Here is a 24,785-nt window from a genome sequence, read left to right as displayed (position 1 = left end):
ATACTACATCAGAGTATCGTCACTTCGATAAAGTTGTGTAGATATTGGACGAAACTTGTCAGCGGCAATTCGAAATCGACACAGGCGCTTTAAATTCAACACGCCTCCATCTTCGGCAAAATACGCCTCAACCCGCCATGCCCGATCCCTGCAACAGGCCCCGTTTTCTCAGCGTGGAGATAACCAGCTCCACCTTGAAATCCAGTGGATCCGTACCTTCGATAACCAGGTCTGCAAAATCAATCAGCGGTCGAACAAACGCCAGCCCGCACGGTCGCACCGTAGCGTCATATTGCACGCGCACCGACTCCGGATCGCGCCCACGCTCCTCAACATCCCGTTTGAGCCGCCGCGCAAAACAAACATCATCCGGAGTATCCACGAACACACTCAACTGGTAATACGGTCGCAGATCTGGAAAGTACAACGTAAAAAGCCCTTCCACCACCACAAAACCACTGGGATAAATCGTCTCCGTCTCCCCAACCACCCGCGTATAAGTAGCAAAGTCGTAAACCGGCCGCTCAATGGCATGACCCTGAGCCAGCTCCGCGATATGCTTCGCCAGAAGTGCGCTCTCGATCAACGCCGGATCATCGAAATTCTGCCGCGCCCGCTCCGGCAAAGAGAGATGCCCAAGGTCGCGATAGTAGTTATCCAGCGAAAAATGAATGCCGCCCAGCGCGCGCGCCACCTCGACAGCAAGCGTACTTTTGCCTGAACCGGAGGCCCCGGCAACCGCGATCATGACCGGTGGAAAGGGAAGTTGCCCTATTGAATCGCCACTCATCCCTGCCGCTCCGATGTCGAAGCGATCGTAGTCGCAATCGTCGGCAATAGCCGTTTGAACAGCGCAGTCAACTCGTGCTGCACCCGGTTTCCAGTCTCAAAAACCTCTTCATGGCTCAGATGAGTCGCCGAGATTCCCGCCGCCAGGTTGGTCACGCACGAGATGCCCAACACCCGCATCCCCATATGTCGCGCCACAATCGTCTCCGGCACAGTGGACATGCCCACCAGGTCCGCGCCAAGCGTGCGAAAAGCGCGAATCTCCGCCGGAGTCTCAAAACTCGGCCCGGATGTCGCCAGGTAAATGCCCTCATGCAGCACAGAGCCCTCAGCCCGCGCAGCGTTCTGCGCCAGCGTACGCAGGTCAATCGAGTAAGCCTCAGTCATATCGAAAAAACGCAGCCCCGTTGAAGAACCATTCCCAAACCGCGCCTCATTTGCGCCAACCAGCGGATTAAATCCCAGCGAATTCACATGATCCGAGATCAGCACCAACTGGCCGACCTGGTAATTGGCATTGATCCCGCCCGAAGCATTCGTCAGTATCACCGTCTCCAACCCCAGCCGCCCCAGCACCCGCATAGGAAAAGTCACCTGCTGCGGCGTATATCCCTCGTAGAAATGCACCCGCCCCTGCATCACGATAACCGTCGTCCCGCCCAGTAGCCCGGCGATAATCCGCCCCGAGTGCCCCTCAACCGTAGATTGCGGAAAATGCGGAATCTCAGCATAAGGAACAACGACCGGATCAATCACCGCCTCAGCCACAGCTCCCAAACCCGAGCCAAGAACAATACCGATACGCGGAGCAAGCGCCCCCAATTTGCCGCGAAGAAACTCAGCAGCCTCATTCACCTGGTCGAAATACGAAGGAGCGTGCGGGCTAGTCATAAAAATACTTTACCTGCCCGCCCTGCATCGTTGGAAAGCTACCCCAAAAACATCCCGGCAATCGAAGCCGAAATCAGATTCGCCATCGTCCCCGCCAGCATCGCCCGAATCCCCAGCTTGGCCAGATCATTGCGCCGCTCTGGAACCAGCGCTCCAATCCCGCCAATCTGCATGCCCACCGATCCAAGATTCGCAAATCCGCAAAGTGCAAACGTCGCGATCGTGAACGAGCGCGGAGCCAGCGTAGCCTTCTGCGCGCCCAGCGCAATGTAAGCGATCACCTCATTCAATGCCATGCGCGTGCCCAGCAGGTTGCCGATAGCCCCCGCATCATGCCACGGAACACCGATCAGCCATGCCACCGGAGCAAACACAAATCCTAAAATCTGCCCCAGGCTGCCCGGAAACCAAAGATGTCCCGCATGGAACCACCCCAGCAGGCTATCCAGCAGCGCCACCAGCGCCAGAAAACTTACCAGCATGATCGCCACATTGAACGCCAGCTTGCCTCCATCCAGCGTTCCACGCGCAATCGAGCCAATCAGATTTTCGTCCTTGTGCATCTCGTCTTTGGGCATCACGACGCGGCCTTCGGTTGCAGGTACCTCCGTCTCCGGCACCAACATCTTCGCCATCAAAATCGTGCCCGGCGAAGTCATGATCACCGCCGAAAGCAGGTGCTTCGCCTCGATGCCCTGGGAGATATACATCGCCATGATGCCGCCGGAAACATGCGCCATGCCGCTGGTCATAATGGTCATCAACTCACTGCGCGTAGCCTTGGATAGAAACGGCCGAATCGTCAGCGGAGCCTCCGTCTGACCCATGAAGATTGAAGCGGCCACATTCATGCTCTCCGCTCCCGAGATGCGCATCGTCTTCAACATCACCCACGCCAGCGCGCGAATAATGATCTGCATCAGCCCGATATGGTAGAGCACCGCAAAAAACGCTGAGATAAAGATGATCGTCGGCAGCACCTGAAATGCGAACATCGAACCGGCATTCGGATGCCCATTCTTCGCCAGTACTTCTCCAACCAGGCCGGCATTGGGCAAACCCAGTTCGCCAAAAAGAATCCTCGTTCCGGAGTAGGTAGCCGCCAGCATGTTCTGAATCACGCCACCAGCCCAGGCCATCGCCCGCTGCCCATAATCGAAGCGCAAAACAATAAACGCAAACAATAGCTGTAAACCCAACCCCCAGGCCACAGTCCGCCATCGAATAGCCCTGCGGTTAGTCGAGCCCAGCCACGCCGCGATCAATACAGCCAGAATTCCCAGCACACCGGTAAATCTATCCAAAAGGCTTGCTCCCTCGCGCTCAATCACGCCGCTTCTATCAATGAATTGCTTATTACCTTACAGTATCAAGCAAACTTCATCAGCCTTTGCCCCAGCTTTTCCGTCTGTAATTCCCAAAAGAAATCTACTTCCGCCTTAATCCCTTCCCTTGTTTTTGCTTTTGCCCCTGCCCTTGCTTTTCTGTCTGTCATTCCCGCAGGGAATCTGCTGTGAGCTTTTGCAGTTGCAGTTGCCCTTGCTTTTCTGGTCTGTCATTCCCGAAGGGAATCTGCTTCTCCCCTCCAGACAATCACCACCCCAAAATTCAAACAGCCCCAAGAAAAGCCACAGCCTCGTCCCGAGTAAACACCCGACTCACCAGCATCACCGCCTCCGGAGCCACCCCAGAGAACGTCAACGCTCCCTCAATCAAAGCAATCGGCTCAGCCAACAGGCTTTCATTCGTCGCATAGAGCGTAGCCAGCGGCTCCCCGGCCGTAACAAAATCCCCACGCCGCTTATGAAAGTCGATGCCGGCATGAGCATCGACCGGCTCCCCAGCCTTCTCGCGTCCAGCCCCCAGCCGCTGCACCGCCCAACCCAGGGCAGTCGTATCCATCGCCGCAATCCAGCCCGTCTGCTTCGCCTTCAGAACGAACGTAGCGCCCGGCTTGTGAAACCCAGCCGGATCGTCAAAAGCTGAAACATCCCCACCCTGCGCCGCCACCATCGCATAGAAATGCTTCAGCGCCGACCCATCCCGCAGCGTCGTTTCAGCCTTGCCGTAACCCTCTTCCGCCGAACTGGCCTTGCCGCCCAGGTACACCATCCATCCAGCCAGAATCAGCGAAAGCTCACGCAAGTCCTCGCTCTGCGAAGGTCGCTTTCCTGAAAGCAAATCCACCGATTCAACTAACTCGATCCAGTTACCCGCCGCATGACCCAGAGGCTGACTCATGTCGGTCATCACCGCAACAGTCCGCGTTCCCGCCGCCTCGGCAGTCGCCACCATCAGCGCCGCGAGGTAATCCGCATCCTCACGCTTGCGCAAAAAAGCCCCCGACCCGGTCTTCACATCCAGCACCAGCGCATTTAATCCAGCCGCCAGCTTCTTGCTCAAAATCGAAGCACAAATCAGCCCCGGACTCTCCACCGTCCCTGTCCTGTCTCGCAGCGCATAGAGCACTCGATCCGCAGGCACCAGCGCAGGAGTCTGGCTTACAATCGCCGCCCCGCACTCCACAATCACCGCCTCGAACTCCTCCAGCGTCAGCGCCGTCCGATAGCCGGGGATAGCCTCCAACTTGTCCAGCGTGCCCCCCGTATGCCCCAGCGCACGGCCACTGATCATCGGCACCGCAAGCCCGCAGGCAGCAGCAATCGGAGCCACCAGAAAACTCGTCTTATCTCCCACGCCGCCCGTCGAATGCTTATCGACAGTCACCTTCTCCAGGCGGCTCGAATCGAACTTCACGCCCGAGTCACGCATCGCCACCGTCAGCGCGCGAATCTCCTCCAGCGCCAGCCCATTCAGCCAGCAAGCCATCAGCCACGCCGACAACTGCTCCATTGGAATGCTTTCACTCGCAGCACCTCGGACCATGAAGCGAATCTCAGCCTCAGACAAACTACCGCGATCCCGCTTCTTACGGATCACATCGATAGCATGCATAGGAGCAGCGGTCTCACCCGAAACAGGCGAAGCATCTTGAGTGTGTGAGTTAGATTGCAAGTCGCATAACCTCATTTAAGTTGTAAGTCGAACGCAAAAGGCAATAGCTCGCGGAAAGGTCGTATAACTGCACTGACCGCGCCCGCCGCACCCGCAGGAAAACTCACCGGTGCATCGCCATCGATGAACTCCGCCAACATCTGCCTGCAAGCCCCACAAGGCGGACTGGGCGCATCGTTGAGATTCACAACCGCCGCCGCAGCAATCCTGATTTCAGGCCCAAACTCTGCCACTGCGCGCACCAGCGCCGAACGCTCCGCACAGATCGTCAGACTATAACTGACATTCTCCACATTCGTTCCCGTCACCGTCTCGCCATTGGTCAACAACAGCGCAGCACCCACGCGAAACTTCGAGTAAGGCGAGTACGAATGTCCCGCAGCGATCACCGCCGCATCCACAAGTTGCTGCATCGAAATGGATAAATCCCCAGCCTGCATCCGGTCCAATCTCATGTCCTGCATGTACCGCGCTGGAAAAGCGCGGAGCTTTAGCCTAAATCGCCACAGCCCTGGATGCAACTTCTCCAGCCGGGCTTTCTCTGCTTCTTTACAACTCAAGTTTGCTCTCTACATTCCGATAAGACTCTTGTGAAATCTCATCCGCAGCATTCCGCGCGGGCAGCAGATTCGGCAGGCAATCATGGACGAACTGACGCGAGAGTTTTTAATCGAGAGCCAGGAAGGTTTAGACCGTATGGAGCGCGGCCTCACCGATCTGGAGGCGCGCCCAACGGATAGCGAACTGCTCAGCGAAATCTTTCGCTCCGTCCACACCATCAAAGGCACCACTGGATTCCTCGGCTTCAAGCGCCTCGAAAAGCTCGCTCATGCCGGAGAAAACCTGCTCAGCCTGTTGCGCGATGGCAAGCTTCAGGCAAGCCAGAACATCATTACCGGCCTGTTGCAACTCATGGATGGCCTGCGCAGTATTCTGCATACGATTGAAAATAACAACAGCGAAGGCGAAGACGATGACTCGCTGCTGATCGGCCAACTGCAGGAACTGCAGCAGCCAGCTCCCGCAACCTCTGCAACCACGCATGCCCTCATTGCGGAATCGTTCCCGGCATCAACTCCATCCATGCCTGTAACTCAACCCTTACATGTAAGTGCTGCTGCTGCTATCGATGCATCGAACCTAACTGCATCCGATAGCACTCTGCGCGTCGATGTCCTGTTACTCAACCGCATGATGAGTCTTGTCGGCGAACTCGTTCTCACTCGAAATCAGATCCTGCAAGCTACCTCTCACGATCCCAATCTAACTCCACTATCGCGCCGTCTCGACCTGGTTACTGCCGACCTTCGCGAGTCGGTAATGCAAACGCGAATGCAGCCTGTATCGAATGTTTTTTCAAAGTTTCCGCGCATCATCCGCGACCTCTCGCAGTCGCTCAATCGCAGCGTCAGACTGGTGCTCGAAGGTCAGGAAACAGAACTGGACAAGAGGCTGCTCGAAGCCATCAAAGATCCACTCATTCACGCCGTCCGCAACTCGCTCGACCACGGCATCGAGCCACCAGACGTACGCATAGCAGCAGGCAAAGATGCCGTAGGCACACTCACCTTGCGCGCCAGCCAGGAAAGCGGTCAAGTCCTCATCGAGGTCTCCGACGACGGCGCCGGAATCTGCGTAGATCGCGTACGCAACAAGGCAATCGAACGCGGGCTCATCGTTGCCGAAAAGGCCGCGCACCTGAGCGACCGCGAACTCATGCAACTGATCTTCCTGCCCGGCTTCTCCACTGCCGAGGCCGTCACCAGCATCAGCGGTCGCGGCGTAGGCATGGACGTCGTGCGCACGAACGTCGAAAAGATCGGAGGCAAAGTCGAGATCGATTCGCAGCACGGTAAGGGAACCTCGCTCCGGTTCTGCATTCCACTCACCCTCGCCATCCTTCCAGCACTCATCGTTCGCAGTCTCGATCAAAATTTTGCTCTACCGCAAAGCGCACTTTTTGAACTCATTCATCTGCCGTTTCAGCAGGCAGCCACGGTCATTGAATGGATCGATAGCAACCCACTCTATCGGCATCGCGGCAATCTGCTGCCGCTCATCTTTCTGAACAACATGCTCTCGCCTCAATGCGAAATCAAATCACACGACGCCAGCGATAGCTATATCGCCGTGCTCGATATAGATGGCCATCGATTCGGCCTCGTCGTCGACAACCTCGCTGATCCCCAGGAAATCGTAGTTAGACCTCTTAGTTCCGTCCTCAAGTCGATCGGCCTCTATTCAGGAGCAACCGTGCTGGGTAGCGGAGACATAGCGCTCATCCTCGATCCCAGCGCCATCGCCGCTCGCGCCAATATCTTCACGCATACGAACTAACTCCCCAGAATACAGATCTCCAGGTTGCTTCTTATTCCGATGCCGGATGATCCATGCCGGATGATTCATGGATTCATTCATTGATTCGATGATCCATTTTGCATCGCGCCGATCCTCCCATCAGGCACTATCCTGAGATAGAAGCATGGCCCCCCGTAAACCCATCTCGAAACCCGCGCCTGTAGAGAAAACTGCAGCGCCCCGCAAACCGCATCTCCCTGAAGAACCGCATCTCCCCAAATCCTCAAATCCCTTCACCAGCTTTCATCCCGTCACCGAACGCTGGTTCCGCGAAGTCTTCGAAGAGCCCACCGCCCCGCAACGCCTCGGCTGGCCCGCCATCGCGCGTGGCGAAAGCACCCTGATCCTCGCGCCCACCGGCACGGGCAAGACGCTGACCGCATTCCTCTGGTGCCTCGATCGGCTGATGCTCCAGGCCCCACCGGCCACTCCCGGCTGCCGCATCATCTACATTTCTCCGCTCAAAGCGCTCGCCGTCGATGTGGAACGCAACCTGCGCTCACCCCTCGCCGGAATCGCCAACATGGCCCGGCGCATGGGCGTCCCCGTCCACGATCCTGAGATCAGCATCCGCACCGGCGACACCACGCAAAAGGAGCGAGCCCGTTTCCGCCGCACCCCATCTGAAATCCTCATCACCACGCCCGAGTCTCTCTACCTGCTGCTGACCTCGCAGGCCTCCGAGTCGCTCCGCACAGTAGACACCGTCATCATCGACGAAATCCACGCTCTCGTCCCCACCAAGCGAGGCGCGCACATGGCGCTCTCACTGGAGCGCCTGCAAGCCCTGACCAAACGCCCCATCCAGCGCATCGGCCTTTCAGCAACGCAGCGCCCACTCGAAGAAGTAGCTCGCTTCCTCGGCGGAGTAGACGTTCCCGTCGAACTCCCGGCCACGCTTCCAGGCCCAGTCAACCCAGTCAACATCGACATCCTCGACGGCGTTCAAGTCCCCGAAGAAGCCTCCTGGTCCGCCGACATCGTCGAAACCACCAGCATCCGCTACCGCCCCGTAACCATCGTCAACGCCAGCGCCCCCAAGCAACTCAAGCTCCACATCGAGGTGCCCGTCGAAGACATGGCACGCCTCGGCCAGCAGGAGGAAATCCCCTCCGGTCCAGCCTCACAAGGCCCCAAACGTGTCTCCATTTGGAATGCAATCCACCCGCGTCTCCTCGAAATCATTCGCGAACGCACCTCCACCATCCTCTTCGTCAACAGCCGCCAGGTCGCCGAGCGGCTCGCCGGCGCGTTGAATGAACTCGCCGGCGAAGAGATCGTCCGCGCCCACCACGGCTCTCTCGCCGCCGCCCAGCGCAGCATCATCGAAGAGCAACTCAAAGCCGGACAGCTCCGCGGCCTCTGCGCCACCTCCACGCTCGAACTCGGCATCGACATGGGCGCCGTCGATCTCGTCATCCAGATCGAAGCGCCGCCCTCCGTCGCCAGCGGTATGCAGCGCATCGGCCGCGCAGGTCACTCCGTAGGAGCCATCAGCGAAGGCATTCTCTTTCCCAAATACCGTGCCGACCTCATCGCCTGCGCCGCCATGACCCGCGCCATGCACGAGGTCCACATCGAGTCCACGCGCTTTCCGCGCAACCCGCTCGATGTCCTCTGCCAGCAGATGGTCGCGATAGTCGCGCGCCCACCCAATCTGCCTCCACCCGAAAAACCAAAGCGCAAGACTGCAAAACAATCCGCCACCTCTCTCGCAAGCAGCCGTCTCTTCGCAGAATTCGACGAAGTCGCCCAGGAAGAAGAAGCGCAACCCGGCTTCGAAATTCCCTTCGACGAACTCTTCCGCATCGTTCGCAGCGCCGCTCCATTTGGCGGGCTCACCCGCACCGTCTTTGAAGGAGTCCTCGACCTGCTCGCCGGTCGTTATCCCTCCGACGAATTCGCCGAACTACGCCCGCGCCTCACCTGGGACCGCATCCGCAACGTCATCACCGCTCGTCAGGGCGCGGCAAGGCTCGCCATCCTCAATGCCGGAACCATCCCCGACCGCGGTCTCTACGGCGTCTTTCTCTCCAACAGCGAAGGCAAATCCCTCCGTGTCGGCGAACTCGATGAAGAGATGGTCTTCGAGAGCCGTCCCGGCGAAACCTTCATCCTCGGCGCAACCAGTTGGCGCATCGACGAAATCACCCACGACCGCGTCCTCGTTTCACCCGCCCCCGGCGAACCCGGCAAGATGCCGTTCTGGAAAGGTGAAGGCCCTGGCCGTCCACTCGAATTCGGACGTCGCATTGGAGCCATGGTCCGCGAACTCCGCGCCATGCCTCTCCCCGCCGCGCTCACACGGCTCGTCACCGATCACGATCTCGACCCCGGAGCCGCTGAAAATCTCATGCGGTTCCTCGCCGACCAGGAAGAAGCCACCGGCCAGGTCTCCGACGATCGCAACATCGTTATCGAACGCGTCCGTGACGAACTCGGCGACTGGCGCGTCTGCGTACTCACTCCCTTCGGCAGCCGCATTCACATCCCCTGGGCTATGGCCGTTTCAGCCCGCATCCGCGCCGCAGGCGGTCCCGATGTCGAAACCCTCTGGGGCGACGACGGCTTCGTTCTCCGCTTCCCCGACTCCGACGAACCACCCACCACCGACTGGTTCATGGTCGAGTCCAGCGAAGTCATGCAACTCGTCCTCCGCCAGCTAGGCAGCACCGCCCTCTTTGCCGGAAGATTCCGCGAGGCCGCAGGCCGCGCGCTCCTGCTTCCACGCCGCCGCGCCGATGGCCGCGCCCCGCTCTGGCAGCAGCGCAAACGCGCCTACGATCTACTGAGCGTTGCCTCACGCTATCCCGCATTTCCCATGCTTTTAGAGGCCTATCGCGAATGTCTCCGCGACGTCTTCGACATGCCCGCACTCATTGAAACCCTGCGCGCCATCGAGCAGCGCCAGCTTCGCGTCCACGTCGTCGAAACCCGCACCCCGTCGCCATTCGCATCCTCGCTTCTCTTCAGTTACGTGGCCAATTTCCTCTACGACGGCGACGCTCCCTTAGCCGAACGCCGCGCTCAGGCCCTCACCATCGATCAGGATCAGCTCCGCGAATTGCTCGGCGAAGCAGACCTCCGCGAACTCCTCGACGGCGATGCCATGGCCGAGATCGAGGAGCAGCAGCAATGTCTCATCGATCCCTACAAAGCCCGCAACGCAGACGGACTCCACGACCTCATGCTGCGCCTCGGCGACCTCAATCGGAACGAGATCGCAGTCCGTATTACAACGCCAAAACTCCTCGACGAACTCGACCGCCTCATCCGCGCCCGCCGTCTTCTCGAACTCCGCATCGCAGGCGAAAAGCGCATCATCGCCATCGAAGACGCAGCCCGCTACCGAGACGGCCTCGGCATCCCGTTACCTCCCGGCATTCCCACAGCACTCCTGGCATCGGTAGAGCAGCCCGTCCTCGAACTCATCCGCCGCTACGCCCGCACCCACGGCCCGTTCACCCTGCCGGAGGTAGCCGCCCGCTTCGCCCTCGACCCCGGCCACGTCGAACAAGTCCTGCATCAACTCACCCTGGAGAACCGCATCGTCGAGGGCGGCTTCCGGCCCGGTGGTCTCCATCGCGAGTGGTGCGATTCGGAAATCCTTCGCCTCATTCGCCGCAAATCCCTCGCCAAACTGCGCAAAGAAGTAGAGCCCGTCGAGCAGCAAACCCTCGCGCGCTTTCTCACCCACTGGCAAGGCCTGCTCACTCCCCGTCGAGGTATGGACGCCCTGCTCGATGTCGTCGAAGCCCTTCAGGGCGCACCCATCGCCGCATCGCTTCTTGAAACCGCCATCCTCCCCGCAAGAATCGCCAACTACCAGCCCAGCGACCTCGACACCCTCATAGCCGCCGGAGAAATCGCCTGGACCGGCGTTGAGCCCCTCGGCGAACGCGATGGCCGCATCGCCCTCTACCTCGCCGACAAGCTCCCGCTCCTCGCCATCCCTCGCCCGAACATCACGCCAATGACCGACCGCGAAGAAAAGCTCCTCATCGTCCTCAAACAAAGCGGCGCCAGCTTCTTCACCCAGATGCACGAAGCCGTAGGCGGCGGCTACCCCGGCGAATCTCTCGACGCCCTCTGGAGTCTCGTCTGGCGCGGTCTCGTCACCAACGACTCGCTGCATCCCCTGCGCGCCTACATCACCCGTCAGGAATCGTCCTCGCGTGGCAATCGCAAGCAGCACAGCAGCAGCCAGCAAAGAGCCGCTTTCCGCTCCCGTCGAACCACCCCAGCCACAGCCCAGGGCCGTTGGTCGCTGATCGACAGCCGCAAAGCCATGCAGCAAGTCGCCGTAAAACTCAACGCGCCGACCCCCGGCCTTCTGGCGGATGCGGACTCCACCTCGTACATCAAAAAACCGGAATCGACGAGGGCTTTAGTTCCCGAGAGCAGCTTGCCTAGCAGCACAGAAGCCACCCACGCCCTCGCCCTGCAACTCCTCAACCGCTACGGCGTTCTCCTTCGCGAAGCCGCCGCAGCCGAAAACATCGTAGGCGGTTTCAGCGCAATTTATCCCATCCTCAAAGCCCTCGAAGAGAGCGGACGCATCCGCCGCGGCTACTTCGTCGCAGGCCTCGGAGCAACGCAGTTCGCCCTGCCCGCCGCCGTCGATCTTCTCCGCTCTCTGCGTACCGACGCGCGACCCGAAAAACCGGAATTCGTCCTGCTCGCCGCCACCGATCCCGGCAACCCCTACGGCTCAACGTTGAAATGGCCCGAACTGCCAGCCGAGGCAGAAGACAGCGAAACAGCCCCGCGCCAGCTAACCCGCGCCGCCTACGCCCAGGTCGTTCTCTGCAACGGACGCCTCGTAGCCTGGCTCCGCCGTGGCAACCCCAACCTGCTCATCTTCCTTCCACCCGATGAACCCGAGCGCACCCACGTCGCCGAAGGCCTGGCGCACTTCCTCGCCGTACTCGGCCAGACCCGCCTGCAAAGCGATCAATCAGGCAGCCACACTAGCGGCTACCTCATCAGCACCATCAACGGCCTGGCCGTAGCCATCCACCCCATGCTCAAACCACTCCAGAATGCAGGCTTCCATCCCGGCCCGCTAGGCATGCACCTGCGAAGAGCCGCCAGCCTGTCCCCCGGAACCAGTTACGCCAACCGGCAACCATCGCGCCCCACGCCCGAAGAAGCAGCCAAAAACCGACCACCGCTAACCCTCCCCGACTGAGAAACAGCTCCTCGCATCTAATCTGCAGGCAAGCCCAATAAAGCAAGCCAACGAGGAAGCCATGCCCGAAGGCGACACAATCTTCCGCACCGCCCGCACTCTCGGTCGAGCCCTCACCGGCAAGACCATCACCCGCTTTGAAAGCAGCTACGCACAACTGGCCCTCGCCAATGACAACAACCCATTCGCAGGTCAGACCATCACCCAGGCTGAGTCACGCGGAAAGTGGCTGCTGATTCATTTCTCAAGCGGAGCAATTCTAGCCACCCACATGCTCATGAGCGGAAGCTGGCACATCTATCGCCCCGGTGAACCCTGGCAGGATCGTCCAAGCAACGCTCGCATCGTAATCGAAACCGCGGAGTATGTAGCAGTCGGCTTTCGTGTCCCCGTAGCGCGAATGCATACCGCACAATCGCTCCTCAGAGATCGCAAGATTCCGAATACCGACCGCGATGTACTCGGCACAACGTTTGATGCAAAGGCCGCCCTGCAAAGGCTCCAGGATCATCCCGACGAAGAGCTCGCCAACGTGCTTCTCAACCAGGGAGTAATGGCAGGCATCGGCAACGTCTTCAAGTCCGAGATCTGTTTCGTGCTCAAGCTAAGCCCATTCTGCAAAGTCGGAAGGCTGTCTCCCAAACAGGCACAGGAGATAATCGCAACCGCACAACGCCTGCTCGCTGCAAATGTACTTGAAGACTCCAGCGACCGCATCGTCACCCGCGAAGGCGGTCATCGCCGCACCACCCAAAACGCCGATCCCGACGCAGGCCTCTGGGTCTACAGGCGCAAAGGCAAACCCTGTCGCAATTGCGGAGCGCTGATCCAGCGAATCGTACAAGGCCCCGACGCAAGAAGCACCTACTGGTGCCCCACCTGCCAGCCTCTACCTGAACTCAATCCCGCAGTTGAATCCGAAGAAGTCTTACCCAAAAGAAAAAGTGGCAAATCGAAATAATCGACTTGCCACTTTCCTTTCTCATTCCTGCAAAAAACCAAAATTGCTAGTTCCTACAGCGCAGCAGCCCCAGCCTCAGCCACAGCATGATCCTGATCGCCCGAACCACCACTCACACCGATAGCACCAACAACCTTGCCATCGACCTTCAGCGGAATCCCGCCGGCAAAGATCATGATCTTGCCATCGTTCGAAGCATGAATACCAAAGAACTGGCCGCCCGACTGCGAGTGCGTCGCCAGGTCCTTCGTCGCAATATCAAACGCGCGCGAAGTGTAAGCCTTCTTGATTGAAATATCGATGCTGCCCAGCCATGCGCCATCCATGCGCGCATGTGAAATCAGGTTGCCACCGGCATCGGCAACAGCAATGTTCATCGGCTGGCCAATCTCTACCGCCTTCTTTTCTGCGGCTTCAATAATGCGCTTTGCATCTTTCAGTGTGATCATCTCAAACTCCATTTCAGATTTTTCAGTCCTCACAAGTTTATGCGAGGAGCTATGGCTGTAACGGTTTCTTGTCGCCCAGCCCAAAGATTTTTTGAATAAAATTCCGCTTATCCGTCTGGTGTCCGCAAGTATCCTGCGGCACCGTACCGTCGAGGAACGCCGCGTTGTAACTATTGTCCGGGCAAGTACTATCGACAGGCAGATTCGAGGTCTTGTCGATAGCCACAATCTGCACGCCCTCCGGAGCATTGAAGTCATGCGTGTCCGAATACTGTGGCAGCGCCACCGCACGCTTCATGAACTCGCCCCAGATAGGCGCAGCCGCATCCGCACCCTGGATCTTGATGTCCGTGTAATCGTCGTTGCCCACCCACACAATGCACAGCAGATTGCTGGTATATCCGGCAAACCACGCATCATGGCTCGTACCCGTTTTGCCCGCCGCAGGAGCATAGAATCCGCGGCTGCGTACTCCCGCGCCCGTGCCCACACCACTCAACACATTCTGCAGCAGGCTCGTTGTCAGATAGGCAACACGCGGATCCAAGATCTGCTTCGATACCGGCGAATAATCCGTGATCATATCGCCTGAAGAACTACGCACACTGTCCAGCAGCCACGGATCGATATGCAGACCGCCATTGGCAAAAATCGTATAAGCTCCGGCCATATCCATCGGAGTAGCAGCATACGAACCAATCGCCACCGAAGGCGTCCCACGCGCACTCCTCACACCAGCCGAACGCGCCAACGCCGCCACCTGATCAAAGCCCACCAGCGAAGCGAGGCTGATCGTTGCGTTATTCAGCGACCGCTGCAACGCAAAGCGCGCCGTGACTTCATCGTGATACTCACCCTCAAAGTTGCGCGGTGTATATTCCTTATCGCCAACTTCGTATGTGGACTGCTCATCGCTCAACATCGTGATCGGCGAAAACAATCCATCGTGTCCCGGCAACATCGTACCCGCAACCGCCGTATTGAATGCCGTCGCATACACAAACGGTTTGAAGATAGAACCAGTAGGCCGATTTGCAACCGCATGATTCAACTGGCTCAACCCATAGTTGCGTCCACCCACCAGCGCCAATACCTGTCCCGTATGCGGATTAAGCGCCACCAGCGCAATCTGCGGATACGTAACAGCATCATTCGCACTGGCAGTACCGGCCTTCATGCGCCTCGCATGCAGCCGCTCCACACGCTCATCAATCTCATGAACTGTGCTGTCAACCGCCGCACTCGCTGCTCTCTGCAAGTCCGGATCAAGCGACGTATAGATATGCAGGCCCTCGCGATTAAAGTCCCGCTCACCCAGCTTCTGAGTAAGTTGCTCGCGAACCAGATCCACAAAGTAAGGAGCCTCGCTCGCATCCACGCTCTGCTGCGAAAGATGCAGAGATTCCGCCTTCGCGTGTTCGGCCTGTTCCTTCGTGATCGCGCCCGTTTCCACCATCGAATCCAGCACCAGGTTGCGCCGCTCAATCACGCGGTCCGCATGCCTGTATGGATTGAAGTAATTCGGCCGTTGAATAATGCCCGCCAGCATCGCGCACTGCGACAGGCTCAACTGCTTCACGTCCTTGCCAAAATAAGCCTGTGCCGCTTCGCCAAAACCATCGATTGCAAAGCTGCCTTGCTGGCCAAGATTGATCTGGTTCGCATACATCTCAAAGATCTGCTTCTTGTTGAAGCGATGTTCAAGATTAAACGCCACCATGATCTGAATGAGCTTGTACTTGATCGTGCCGTTATCCGATAAGAACAGCAGCTTCGCCAGTTGCATCGTGAGAGTAGAAGCACCGCCGCGATGCTTGCGATCCCCCACCACGTCATGCCACGCCCAGCCAGCCATGCTGCCATAGTTGACGCCGCTGTGCTCAAAGAAGCGACGATCTTCAATCGCCAGCACTGCCTGCACCAGGTTGGATGGAATCTCATCGAACGTGAGCAGCCTGCGCTTGGTGCGGTTCGCATCTTCGCTCAATCCGGTAATCAGCAGAGGCTCCAGCTCATAGCTCGAAAGGCTCTGCCCCTTGTCATCAATCAGCGATTCGACCTTGCCATCGCTGAAGTGAATCGTCGCGCCATCCTGCGAGTGATAACTCTGCGGCCCAGGGTGTACAGAAACGCTCGATCCACCCTCATCGTACGAACCAAGCGGCGACGATTTGGACGCGCCATCCGTCGTGTAGCCCGCTGCACGCAGCTCATTTGCAATCGAAGTAATCGTGAGCTTCTGCCCCGGGCGAATCTCACGCGGAGCAGCATAAATCTTCGCCGTCGTCGCAAACAGCGGATGCTTCAGCCGCTCATCCACAATGCCTTGATAGCGGTAGTAGTAATAGCCGCCCACAACACAAACAACGATCGCCACCACCGCAACGCCGACAACAACGATTCGCAGCAGCAAGCTGCGCAATCCCTGTTTTCTACTCGATTGTGGAAGCCGGATTTTTAGAGCCATTGCACAGGCCTCCTCGGCCCACTCGATTCGCTTGTTTCTACGCGTCCTGCAGCAATGCCTTGAGATGAATCACAAGCTCGTGGATCTCCACGTCAACACTGCCCGGAACAGCGCGATTCACCACCTCCACTTTGCCCTCGGCTGTCTTCTTGCCGACATTCACGCGATACGGAATACCAATCAGATCCGCATCCTTGAACTTCACACCGGCCCGCTCATCCCGATCATCCAGCAACACATCGATACCCGCCGCTTCGAGATCTGCCGCCAGCTTCTCGCCCGTATCTCTTAGAAGCGTGTCGGTAACATTTGTCACCGTCACTACCACCGCGAACGGAGCAATATTCGCAGGCAGCCAGAATCCATTCGCATCGTTGGATTGCTCAATTGCTGCAGTCAAAATGCGCTCAATGCCAATTCCGTAACTTCCCATGATCGGCGTAACTTCTTTGCCGTTTGGATCAAGCACCTTCGCGCCCATGGCCTCGGTGTACTTGTACCCCAGCTTGAAGATGTGCCCAATCTCGACAGCCTTGCCCACGATAAGCCTGCCATCGCAGCCAGGCGTAGGGCACGCTTCGCCCTCATTCACCGTGCGAATATCGCCACTGATCGTCCATGAAAAATCCCGCCCGGCCGTAACATTGCGCAGGTGATAATCCAGCTTGTTCGCACCGGCAACCATGTTCTTGCGGCCTTCGAGCGTCCTGTCGATCACGACCGTCAGACCGCCAGCCAAAGGCTTTGCAGCAGGCGTCAATCCAACCGGCCCAAGAAAACCGGCAGGCCCATGCAGGAACTGCTCAAGCTCTTCGCCATTCATCGTGCGCAGCTCAGCCGCACCAATCAACCCTTGCAGCTTGGTCTCGTTCACCTGGTGATCGCCACGCAGAAAAGCTGCAACTCCATGCCACGCATCCGGTTTGCCCTTCACTCCACGCAACAGGGCCATGTAAGCCACACACTTGATATCGCTCGCCGCAGAGATCTTGAAGAACGTAGCCACATCCGCAATCGAAGCCATGCCTGGCGTCGAAACAAGCTCCGGCATTCCATCACCGGTAGCTTCCATCTCCGTTACAACTTCCAAAATCGAAGTAGCCTTCTCCGTATTCGCCGCGTATCCGCAAACCGGGCAGCTCGCGATCAGATCTTCGCCCGCATCGGTGTACACCATGAACTCCTGCGACTTCGTTCCGCCCATCGCACCCGAGTCCGCATCCACCGCCACAAACTTCAGTCCACACCGCGTAAAGATCGTGCGATACACCGCATCGTGCAGATCAAAACTCTTATCCAAACCCGCCGCATCGATGTCGAACGAATAGCTATCCTTCATCGTGAACTGGCGCACGCGCAACAGTCCCGACTTCGGCCTCGGCTCATCGCGAAACTTCGTCTGAATCTGGTACCAGATTTGCGGCAACTGCTTATAGCTCCGCAGCTCCTTGCGCGCAATCTCCGTCATGATCTCTTCATGCGTCATGGCCAGGCACAGCTCTGCGCCCTTGCGATCCTTCAGGCGAAACATGTTCTCGCCCATGCCCGTCCATCGCCCGCTCGCTTCCCACGCCTCACGCGGATTCAGCGCAGGCAAAAAGAACTCCTGCCCGATCCTGTCCATCTCTTCGCGGACAATGCCGATGATCTTGTTCAGAGAACGCTGTCCAAGCGGCAAATAGTTGTAAATCCCCGCGCCCAGTTGCCGGATATATCCAGCACGCAGCAGAAATTTATGGCTGGCAACTTCGGCATCCGAAGGAGCCTCACGCAGTGTAGGAACAAACAATTTCGACCAACGATGCATAAAGTATGTACGTTCTCTCCGCCCGCGATGAGGGGACGCGGCGCATAAAGCAGCAACCTCAATTCTAAACGGTCAAGGAGTGACGATCTTCCACGGAGACAAACGAGGCGCCAAATTTTTCAGATTGCCAGCCGTTGCCCCTAGCAGTTGCCCTTGCTGTTGCATTTGCCTTTGCCGCTGCTGTTGCTGTTGCAGTTGCCCTTGCTTTTCTGTCTGTCATTCCCGAAGGGAATCTGCTTCTCCACACCCAACAATCACCCAGCCCAGCCCAATACCAGCCGGATCATCAGCCTACCCATCAATCCCGCTGCCCTTGATCACCATCCGCTCATAAATACTCCACGGCAGCCATCGTCGCATTCTTAAACCCATTTTTGCATCCGGGCCAAACACATACCGCAGCTTCGGTTTCGGATCATCCAAAACCCGCGCAATCGCATTCGCAACCTCCTGCGCATCGGGCCTGACCTTGGGATTCTCAAAACGCTTCCGCCAGCGGGCAATGCGCTCGGCGTTCGGAGATTTCGCATCCATCGTGCCCTCGGAAACAATCGCATTGCGTCCCCAGATATCCGTCTCAAAAGCCCCTGGCTCAATCAGAACCACTTCGATCCCCAGCGACTCGACTTCCATCCGAAGCGTCTCCGTCCAGGCCTCCAGCGCAAACTTCGACGCCGCATAGCTACCCAACCCCGGAAACCCCATCCGCCCCGACACAGAAGAAATCATCACAATGTGCCCCGACCGCTGTCGCCGCAACAAGGGCAAAAAGGCTCGCGTAACCGCCGTCGCCCCAAAGAAGTTCGTCTCAAACTGCCGACGCAACTCCGCATCCGTCGTATCTTCGGCAAATCCCGCCAAAGCAAAGCCGGCATTGTTGATCACCGCGTCGACACGCAGGCTGCGAACCGCAACCACGTCAACCAGGGCAGCAATCTGCTCCGCATTCGTCACATCCAGCGCATGAACTTCGATTCTCTCCGCGACTCCAGCAGCACTGGCAGCAGCATCGAGCTTTTCGCGCCGGGCAGGATCACGCATCGTAGCCAGCACCCGCCAGCCCCGCCCAGCTAATGTCACGCAAGTCAACAGGCCAAAGCCACTGGATGCTCCGGTAATAAGGGCGACACGTTCTGCGGTCATAGTGTTTTAAGTAGTAAGTCAGGTTGCGGTAGTAAGTCAGTTTGCATGAAGTTTCAAAGTTCAAAACTTAGTTCTCGCTCTGAGCCAAAGCCGTTGCCCCTGTTTTTCTGTCTGTCATTCCCGAAGGGAATCTGCTTCTCCCAAAAACCACCCACCCAGCCTCTAACCCAAATTCAAAAATGATGATGCCAGGTGAAATGCCAGTACTCCTCAACCCCCACCAGCGCCAGCGTCAAAATCGAGAGCAAAAACTGCATCCGCTCCAGCCGAATCTTCCGCGGGCTGGGCGAAGTAACCCTCCATTGCGCCGCAGGCGCCGCCCGCAGCCGCCTGACCTGCCAGAGCACCACCAGGTTCAACAGCGAGCCAGCCAGCGCCAGGGCCACCATCGGCACTCGAACCATGTCCGAATGCAGCCAATGCATCGTGCTTCCAGCCACTCCGCCAACCACCAGGGCCCCTATTCCGATCGCCAGTCGAAACCCATCCACGGCGGCAAAAAACGTGCACACGCTCTGCAACACCGCAAAAAGTAAACTCGACCAGACAATCACCCCGCGAACTTTCCCGGTAGTTTTAGCCTTGCGTTGCTCCGAATCGCGCGGATTGAAAGATGTAGTCGACATAAAAATCTCCTGCTAAAAATTAAGCCACCAGTAAACTTCAGATCAATTCCATTCCCCAAAGATCATGTAAATGCAGCACGCCTTCAACACTGCCCTTGCTATCCACCACAATCAACGAAGTAATCTTCTTTTCTTCCAGCACCGCCAAAGCGCGAGCCGCCAGTTCTGAACCGGCAATCGTCCGCGGAGCAGCATTCATAGCCTCGCCAGCCGTCCGGCCCAGCGCCGTACCGCCCTCGCGCTCCAGCAATCGCCGCAAATCCCCATCCGAAATCACGCCCAGCAGCGTCCCGTCTCTCTGAACCGTGGTCAGCCCCAGCTTCTTCCGCGACATCTCGTAGATCACATCCGTCATCAGCGTCCCATCTCCCACCATCGGAACAGCCTCACCCGAATGCATCAAATCCCGCACCAGCGCGAGTTTCTTGCCCAGCTTCCCGCCCGGATGCAGATCCGCAAAATCCTCAGCCTTGAACCCCTTGCGTATCGACACCGCAATCGCCAAAGCGTCGCCAAGCGCCAGCATCGTCGTCGTCGAAGCCGTAGGAGCCAGGTTCATCCCACAAGCCTCCCGCTCAACCCCCACATCCAAAACCACATCGCTGGCAAGCGCCAAAGTCGATTGCAGATTGCAGCAGAACGAGATAAGCGCATCTCCCTTCCGCTTCAACGTTGCCAGCAGCCGTAAAATCTCCTCCGTCTCGCCGCTCGCCGAAAGCGCCACCACCACATCCCCCGGCATCAGCACCCCCAGGTCGCCATGCACTGCCTCAGCAGGATGCAAAAACAGCGCCGGCGTACCCGTAGAACTGAGCGTAGCCGCAATCTTCTGGGCAATAATTCCACTCTTGCCCATGCCCGTCACCACCACGCGCCCGCGCCCCTCGCCACAGCGCAGCACCAGCTCAACAGCCCGCTCAAAATCCGCCGCCATTATGCTATCCAGCCGCTCAGCAAGCGCCGTAAGCGCCGCAGCCTCCGTCCGAACAAGCTCCGCAGGCGATATGCCCGATTTCTGTATATCTTTACTTCCCATGCGATACCGATGGTACCAGTTTCAGACTCAGGAACTGTAACCGTGACGCCCGTCGGCACATCCAATGCCTGACGGTCTTACAATAAGCAGGGGTGATTTATCGTGAAGCGCAATGTTCTCGTAGTCGGAATCGTAGTTGTAGTCCTCGTAGTGCTCGGGCTGGCTGGCTGGGCCAACTGGCAAAACCGCAAGCAGGCCGCCGCACACATCGCCGCCCAGCAGGCTGAGGCCAAACTCGTCCCCGCTACCTCCGACGATCCAGCGCACTTCTCCTCGCCGCTGGTCGGCAAAAAAGCCCCCGGCTTCACTCTTACCAATATTAAAGGACAGAAGGTTTCTCTATCCGACTACAAAGGTAAAGCCGTCCAACTCAACTTCTGGGCCACCTGGTGCGGGCCATGCCAGATAGAGACTCCCTGGCTCATCGAGCTGGAAAAGCAGTACGCCCCCAAGGGCTTTGAAATCCTCGCCGTTTCTTTCGACGATCTGGATAAGGACGACCCCAAGATCCTCGCCAAAGACAAAGCCGGAATCGTTCACGGCGCCGAGCAGCTCCACATCAGCTATCCCGTCCTGATCGACGGCGACAGCATCAGCAAAGCCTACGGCGATGTGGAAGTATTTCCCACCTCGTTCTTCATCGATCGCACCGGAACCATCACCTCTGCCTCAATGGGCCTCACCTCAAAGGCTGATCTCGAAAACAACATCCTGAAAGCTCTCGGAGAAGGGAAGTAGATGGCGCGGATTCCCCTTGTCGCTCTTCTGACCGTCTGCGCAGCCTTGTTCTCAGCCCTGTCCTCCACCTTGTCCGCAGCCGGTCAGTCCAGGAATCCCTTCGGCGATCTCCAGCCACAGGCGGGCAAAACCAAATCTTCCGTTGTCACCTATCTTTTTCCGGAACAGGTAACCGTCGCCGCAGGCAAGCCAACCGCAGTCGATCTACATTTCAACGTCGCGGCCGGTCTGCATATCAACTCGCACAACCCACACACCGACGATCTGATTCCCACCACGTTCAAGCTGCCTGAGAACTCCGGCGTACTGCTCGCAAACGCAAACTTTCCAGAAGGTCATGACTTCGCCTTCCCCATCAGCCCCAAAGAGAAGCTAAGCGTCTACACCGGCGAATTCACCATCCACGCCGAGTTGAACGCAACCCGCGGCGAACACCTGGTCGAGGCCACGCTCCGGTATCAGGCCTGCGACAACAACGCCTGCATGCCCCCGCACTCCATCCCAGTAGTAATCGACGTGATCGCAAAGTAGCAAAGATATAGTTGGGCTGAATATAGCTGGCCGGATATCTTCAAGCCAGCTAAAACAAATGGGGCGCATCCATGCGCCCCATTTGTTTTAAAAGATAATTTAGAAGATTCGATAACTGACGCCCGCGCTCACCCCATTGGGAGACAGGTGCGTTCCAAAAAAGTTAGGCCAGTACTGGTATTCATAATCGATCGCGCGCAGCGTCCACTTGCGCCGCACATGAATATCCACCCCGCCGCCGAACGCAACCGTAGTAAAGTGTCCGCTGAATACATGATCCTGAAAAATCATATGCGAAGTACCGCCCAGCACTTTCCCATAGGGCTGTAGTCGCCAGAGCGGATGCAGCTTCACCCGCGGTCCAACCAGGTAGTTGTCCTGGTTGATATTCTCGAACTGGTTAAAACGCAGCCAGCGCCCTTCGCCCTCGACGCCAATGCCGTGGAAGACATTCAAATCCACAAAAGCGCCAAATCCGGCCAGCTTATTCGGACCGTAGTCGGGTGAAAACACCGAACCGATCGCGCCCACATTCAAGGATATGGGGTTATGAAAAGCCGATGGGACAACCTGTGCATGAGCAGAAGCCGAACCCGCGCTCAACAGAATGAGAAGCAAAAGAGCAATGGAGAGTTTGTTTTTATTCATTCGGAAAAGTCGATTCATCCCAGCGAGTTTTGGAGTCAGTTTCAGATTCAGGTGCAAATACCAATCAGTCTTTCAGAGATAGGATGTGAGTAGGACGCATCCCAGGCCCGATCGTCACAATTTCTGTCTTAAAAAGTATAGCCGGGAAGAGTTAGATCCTGCGATCTGACCCTTCCCGGCTTTTGTACTGCAAACGTTAAGTTTTCCCAGCGAACTGGTTTTGCGTCGCAGTGAGTTCTGTGTAGTTAGTTTTGTGCAGTCGGAGCAGGCGTTCCCGCCGGCGCCGGAGCATCCGCCGGAGCCGGAGCGCCCGTGGGTGCTGGTGCGCCAGTCGGAGCAGTTCCCGCCGGAGCCTTCTGCGCATCCTCGTATCGCTGCAGCTTGTAGTAGATCGGGGTCACTTCCAGCGGCATCTTGTCGCGGGCATTCATCGGCGCATACCGCTTCGCGTTCAGCATATGCTGCTTGTCGTCCCACGGATCCGTCTTGAGCCAGCTACCCAGGGGGAATGCCGCAACCTGCGTCAAGTCATCCTGGTTCAGCTTCGGAGCAGTTTTTTCGATCTCATACAGCCAGGGAGTGCCATCGGCCTTCAGCATCGAGTCGCCCAGCTTCGGCGAGTTCAACTGCTTCAGCTCCTTGCCCAATGTCGCCAACTGCGTCAGGTAGAGGCCCGCATTGGGAATCCGGTCCTTGTACATCGAAGCCTGCATGTACTCGTTTGCCTTCTTCGCCGCTTCAGCGTTATCTGCATCCGTGTGATACATCTTGATGCGCTGGAAAGAAGACTCATCCGGGAAGAGCAGCCGGTCATTGAACGCATAACGCGTATCGATGTGGTGGCCGAGCGCAACGTGCGCCAGTTGGAATGCAACGACCGCAGCAATCGACTCTTCATTCGGCAGCGTGTCGATCAAGCCCTTGCTCAGCAGGATGGTGTTGCCCACCGTCGTTGCTTCCACCGTAGTCGTCAGCAAAATACGGCAGTGAACCGGGTCAGGGAAGTTGAGATTGTTCGGCACCGCGAGGTTCACGACAATCTGCTCCAACGTCTTGTCAAAGTCGCTCGGCGGAGCCAGCAATCCAGCCTGCACCAACCGGTCGATCACGTTATTCTCCGCCTGCGAAACCCACGCACGCGAAGCCTGCAGCGGAGTCATATCCTGCGAATCCGCGCTCTGATCCACGGCGCCTTCCACCTGCACCGAAACGTTCTCGCTTTCACGCGTCGGCAGTGTCAGCGAATAGCCCCAGAAGTGAGTCTGTGCGCGCAATCCAACCGTCTTGCCGCCTTCAACGCGCTGCGACTCTTCCACGTAGATAGCCACTGGCAGCCAGAGATCGGGCTGCATATTCATGCGCCAGCTATCGAAGTGAAAATATTCCTTGGAGCTATCTTCGCGCGTGCTCTCTGTATAGGTTCCGTTGAAGCGGACAACGTTGCCGTCCTGATCCTCAATCCAGACGCGACCCGTAAAGCGGCCCGTTCCGCCAACCTTGGGATGAACGTCAAATTCCCATGTGCGGACGCTGCCCAGAAACTCGCGGCGAACATAGCTGAACACATAGTGCTGCTGATCGAATCCGGTCGGGTCCAGGAACATCATCTGCATGAAGCCCTGTGTATTGAACGTTTCACCACCGCTCAAACGCAGCGCCTTGCCGATATTTCCCAGCGCGCCAAGCGACCCCTTGAAAAATCCGGATCCCTTCGTCGCACGGGTTGCATAAGTCTTGTCGACAAACGCCTTGCGGAAGTCGACCCGGCTCAGCATATAAGTATCCCCGGTCGGCACCTGGTAAAGATGCACATCCGGCTTCATTTCCTGGATGTAGGTCTCCACCAGCGGAGTCCGCTCCTGGATGTTCTTGATAACGACCTTCTCGCGGCCTATTGCCTTTTCGACCAATGCGGACTGTTCGGGCGTAAGCTCATGCGCCTGTTGATACTTGGGCTCCTTCTTGGCATATGCCAGATTGAGACCCAGAGTAAACATCAGGATGGGGAGGGAGATCTTCCGAAACTTCATTTCAGGCTCCTAAGGTGAAGTCTTCTCATTACTGTTCTGGCCGCCTTCACCTGACCTTTGTGGGGCTTGGGGGCTTGCGGCTGGAGATTGTCTCCAGGATTAAAA

The 24,785-nt window shown here is 57.7% G+C and carries 19 protein-coding genes; 5 read left to right on the top strand and 14 right to left on the bottom strand.

Annotated elements, in window-relative coordinates:
* Positions 1–127 precede the first annotated feature (127 nt).
* The 6 genes from udk to OHL19_RS18970 form a co-directional block, all read right to left on the bottom strand.
* The gene (gene udk, locus OHL19_RS18995; RefSeq protein WP_263359402.1) at positions 128–790 is read right to left on the bottom strand and encodes a uridine kinase; all 663 of its coding nucleotides are present in this window, start codon (positions 788–790) and stop codon (positions 128–130) included.
* A complete protein-coding gene (locus OHL19_RS18990) occupies positions 787–1,680 on the bottom strand; it encodes a purine-nucleoside phosphorylase (RefSeq protein WP_263359401.1) in 894 nt (297 codons plus the stop codon). Before OHL19_RS18990 ends, udk begins: the two co-directional genes overlap by 4 nt.
* Positions 1,681–1,718: 38 nt before the next feature.
* Positions 1,719–2,984 (bottom strand): NupC/NupG family nucleoside CNT transporter, encoded by a 1,266-nt coding sequence (locus OHL19_RS18985; RefSeq protein WP_263359534.1) that lies wholly within the window; start codon positions 2,982–2,984, stop codon positions 1,719–1,721.
* Between the two features lie 65 nt (positions 2,985–3,049).
* Positions 3,050–3,175 (bottom strand): hypothetical protein, encoded by a 126-nt coding sequence (locus tag OHL19_RS18980; RefSeq protein ID WP_263359400.1) that lies wholly within the window; start codon positions 3,173–3,175, stop codon positions 3,050–3,052.
* Positions 3,176–3,288: 113 nt separating this feature from the next.
* Entirely contained in the window at positions 3,289–4,695 is a 1,407-nt protein-coding gene (locus OHL19_RS18975) for a thymidine phosphorylase (protein WP_263359399.1), read from the bottom strand.
* An 11-nt stretch (positions 4,696–4,706) separates the two neighbouring features.
* Entirely contained in the window at positions 4,707–5,255 is a 549-nt protein-coding gene (locus OHL19_RS18970; RefSeq protein ID WP_263359398.1) for a cytidine deaminase, read from the bottom strand.
* 82 nt (positions 5,256–5,337) lie between these two features.
* On the opposite strand from OHL19_RS18970, the gene OHL19_RS18965 reads away from it, so the two are divergent.
* From OHL19_RS18965 to OHL19_RS18955, 3 genes are all read left to right on the top strand, one after another.
* Positions 5,338–7,032, top strand: a complete 1,695-nt coding sequence (locus tag OHL19_RS18965; protein ID WP_263359397.1) for a chemotaxis protein CheA — start codon at positions 5,338–5,340, stop codon at positions 7,030–7,032.
* A 145-nt stretch (positions 7,033–7,177) separates the two neighbouring features.
* Entirely contained in the window at positions 7,178–12,244 is a 5,067-nt protein-coding gene (locus OHL19_RS18960) for an Lhr family helicase (RefSeq protein WP_263359396.1), read from the top strand.
* A 61-nt stretch (positions 12,245–12,305) separates the two neighbouring features.
* Entirely contained in the window at positions 12,306–13,205 is a 900-nt protein-coding gene (locus OHL19_RS18955; RefSeq protein WP_263359395.1) for an Fpg/Nei family DNA glycosylase, read from the top strand.
* A gap of 53 nt (positions 13,206–13,258) precedes the next feature.
* On the opposite strand, the gene OHL19_RS18950 is transcribed toward OHL19_RS18955, so the two are convergent.
* The 6 genes from OHL19_RS18950 to OHL19_RS18925 form a co-directional block, all read right to left on the bottom strand.
* Positions 13,259–13,654 carry a GlcG/HbpS family heme-binding protein gene (locus tag OHL19_RS18950; RefSeq protein ID WP_263359394.1) on the bottom strand — a complete coding sequence of 132 codons (396 nt, stop codon included), beginning with the start codon at positions 13,652–13,654 and terminating at the stop codon, positions 13,259–13,261.
* A 49-nt stretch (positions 13,655–13,703) separates the two neighbouring features.
* Positions 13,704–16,121: a transglycosylase domain-containing protein gene (locus tag OHL19_RS18945; RefSeq protein WP_263359393.1), complete on the bottom strand. Its 2,418-nt coding sequence runs from the start codon at positions 16,119–16,121 to the stop codon at positions 13,704–13,706.
* 37 nt (positions 16,122–16,158) lie between these two features.
* Entirely contained in the window at positions 16,159–17,928 is a 1,770-nt protein-coding gene (locus OHL19_RS18940; RefSeq protein WP_263359392.1) for a proline--tRNA ligase, read from the bottom strand.
* Positions 17,929–18,219: 291 nt separating this feature from the next.
* Positions 18,220–19,071, bottom strand: coding sequence for an SDR family oxidoreductase (locus tag OHL19_RS18935; protein WP_263359391.1), 852 nt, complete (start codon positions 19,069–19,071; stop codon positions 18,220–18,222).
* 173 nt (positions 19,072–19,244) lie between these two features.
* A complete protein-coding gene (locus OHL19_RS18930; protein WP_263359390.1) occupies positions 19,245–19,697 on the bottom strand; it encodes a hypothetical protein in 453 nt (150 codons plus the stop codon).
* A gap of 37 nt (positions 19,698–19,734) precedes the next feature.
* Positions 19,735–20,733 (bottom strand): KpsF/GutQ family sugar-phosphate isomerase, encoded by a 999-nt coding sequence (locus OHL19_RS18925; protein ID WP_263359389.1) that lies wholly within the window; start codon positions 20,731–20,733, stop codon positions 19,735–19,737.
* 102 nt (positions 20,734–20,835) lie between these two features.
* On the opposite strand from OHL19_RS18925, the gene OHL19_RS18920 reads away from it, so the two are divergent.
* Both OHL19_RS18920 and OHL19_RS18915 read left to right on the top strand, forming a co-directional pair.
* Complete coding sequence (locus OHL19_RS18920) at positions 20,836–21,471, top strand: TlpA family protein disulfide reductase (RefSeq protein WP_263359388.1); 636 nt, start codon at positions 20,836–20,838, stop codon at positions 21,469–21,471.
* The gene (locus OHL19_RS18915; protein WP_263359387.1) at positions 21,472–22,002 is read left to right on the top strand and encodes a protein-disulfide reductase DsbD N-terminal domain-containing protein; all 531 of its coding nucleotides are present in this window, start codon (positions 21,472–21,474) and stop codon (positions 22,000–22,002) included.
* 99 nt (positions 22,003–22,101) lie between these two features.
* On the opposite strand, the gene OHL19_RS18910 is transcribed toward OHL19_RS18915, so the two are convergent.
* Together OHL19_RS18910 and OHL19_RS18905 are read right to left on the bottom strand one after the other, a co-directional pair.
* On the bottom strand, positions 22,102–22,650 hold the full coding sequence (locus OHL19_RS18910; protein ID WP_263359386.1) for a porin family protein: 549 nt from the start codon (positions 22,648–22,650) through the stop codon (positions 22,102–22,104).
* Between the two features lie 245 nt (positions 22,651–22,895).
* Entirely contained in the window at positions 22,896–24,680 is a 1,785-nt protein-coding gene (locus OHL19_RS18905; protein WP_263359385.1) for a M48 family metalloprotease, read from the bottom strand.
* Between the last annotated feature and the right edge of the window lie 105 nt (positions 24,681–24,785).

This window comes from Acidicapsa ligni (genome assembly GCF_025685655.1).
Classification (GTDB): Bacteria; Acidobacteriota; Terriglobia; order Terriglobales; family Acidobacteriaceae; genus Acidicapsa; species Acidicapsa ligni.
This window is presented reverse-complemented; position numbering and strand designations above follow the sequence as displayed.

Bases quoted from the DNA above. Each gene is read 5' to 3' on its own strand.
- udk (WP_263359402.1), bottom strand. From the start codon at position 790: ATGAGTGGCGATTCAATAGGGCAACTTCCCTTTCCACCGGTCATGATC.
- OHL19_RS18990 (WP_263359401.1), bottom strand. From the start codon at position 1,680: ATGACTAGCCCGCACGCTCCTTCGTATTTCGACCAGGTGAATGAGGCT.
- OHL19_RS18980 (WP_263359400.1), bottom strand. From the start codon at position 3,175: ATGACAGACAGAAAAGCAAGGGCAGGGGCAAAAGCAAAAACAAGGGAA.
- OHL19_RS18965 (WP_263359397.1), top strand. From the start codon at position 5,338: ATGGACGAACTGACGCGAGAGTTTTTAATCGAGAGCCAGGAAGGTTTA.
- OHL19_RS18960 (WP_263359396.1), top strand. From the start codon at position 7,178: ATGGCCCCCCGTAAACCCATCTCGAAACCCGCGCCTGTAGAGAAAACT.
- OHL19_RS18955 (WP_263359395.1), top strand. From the start codon at position 12,306: ATGCCCGAAGGCGACACAATCTTCCGCACCGCCCGCACTCTCGGTCGA.
- OHL19_RS18950 (WP_263359394.1), bottom strand. From the start codon at position 13,654: ATGATCACACTGAAAGATGCAAAGCGCATTATTGAAGCCGCAGAAAAG.
- OHL19_RS18945 (WP_263359393.1), bottom strand. From the start codon at position 16,121: ATGGCTCTAAAAATCCGGCTTCCACAATCGAGTAGAAAACAGGGATTG.
- OHL19_RS18940 (WP_263359392.1), bottom strand. From the start codon at position 17,928: ATGCATCGTTGGTCGAAATTGTTTGTTCCTACACTGCGTGAGGCTCCT.
- OHL19_RS18935 (WP_263359391.1), bottom strand. From the start codon at position 19,071: ATGACCGCAGAACGTGTCGCCCTTATTACCGGAGCATCCAGTGGCTTT.
- OHL19_RS18930 (WP_263359390.1), bottom strand. From the start codon at position 19,697: ATGTCGACTACATCTTTCAATCCGCGCGATTCGGAGCAACGCAAGGCT.
- OHL19_RS18925 (WP_263359389.1), bottom strand. From the start codon at position 20,733: ATGGGAAGTAAAGATATACAGAAATCGGGCATATCGCCTGCGGAGCTT.
- OHL19_RS18915 (WP_263359387.1), top strand. From the start codon at position 21,472: ATGGCGCGGATTCCCCTTGTCGCTCTTCTGACCGTCTGCGCAGCCTTG.
- OHL19_RS18910 (WP_263359386.1), bottom strand. From the start codon at position 22,650: ATGAATAAAAACAAACTCTCCATTGCTCTTTTGCTTCTCATTCTGTTG.
- OHL19_RS18905 (WP_263359385.1), bottom strand. From the start codon at position 24,680: ATGAAGTTTCGGAAGATCTCCCTCCCCATCCTGATGTTTACTCTGGGT.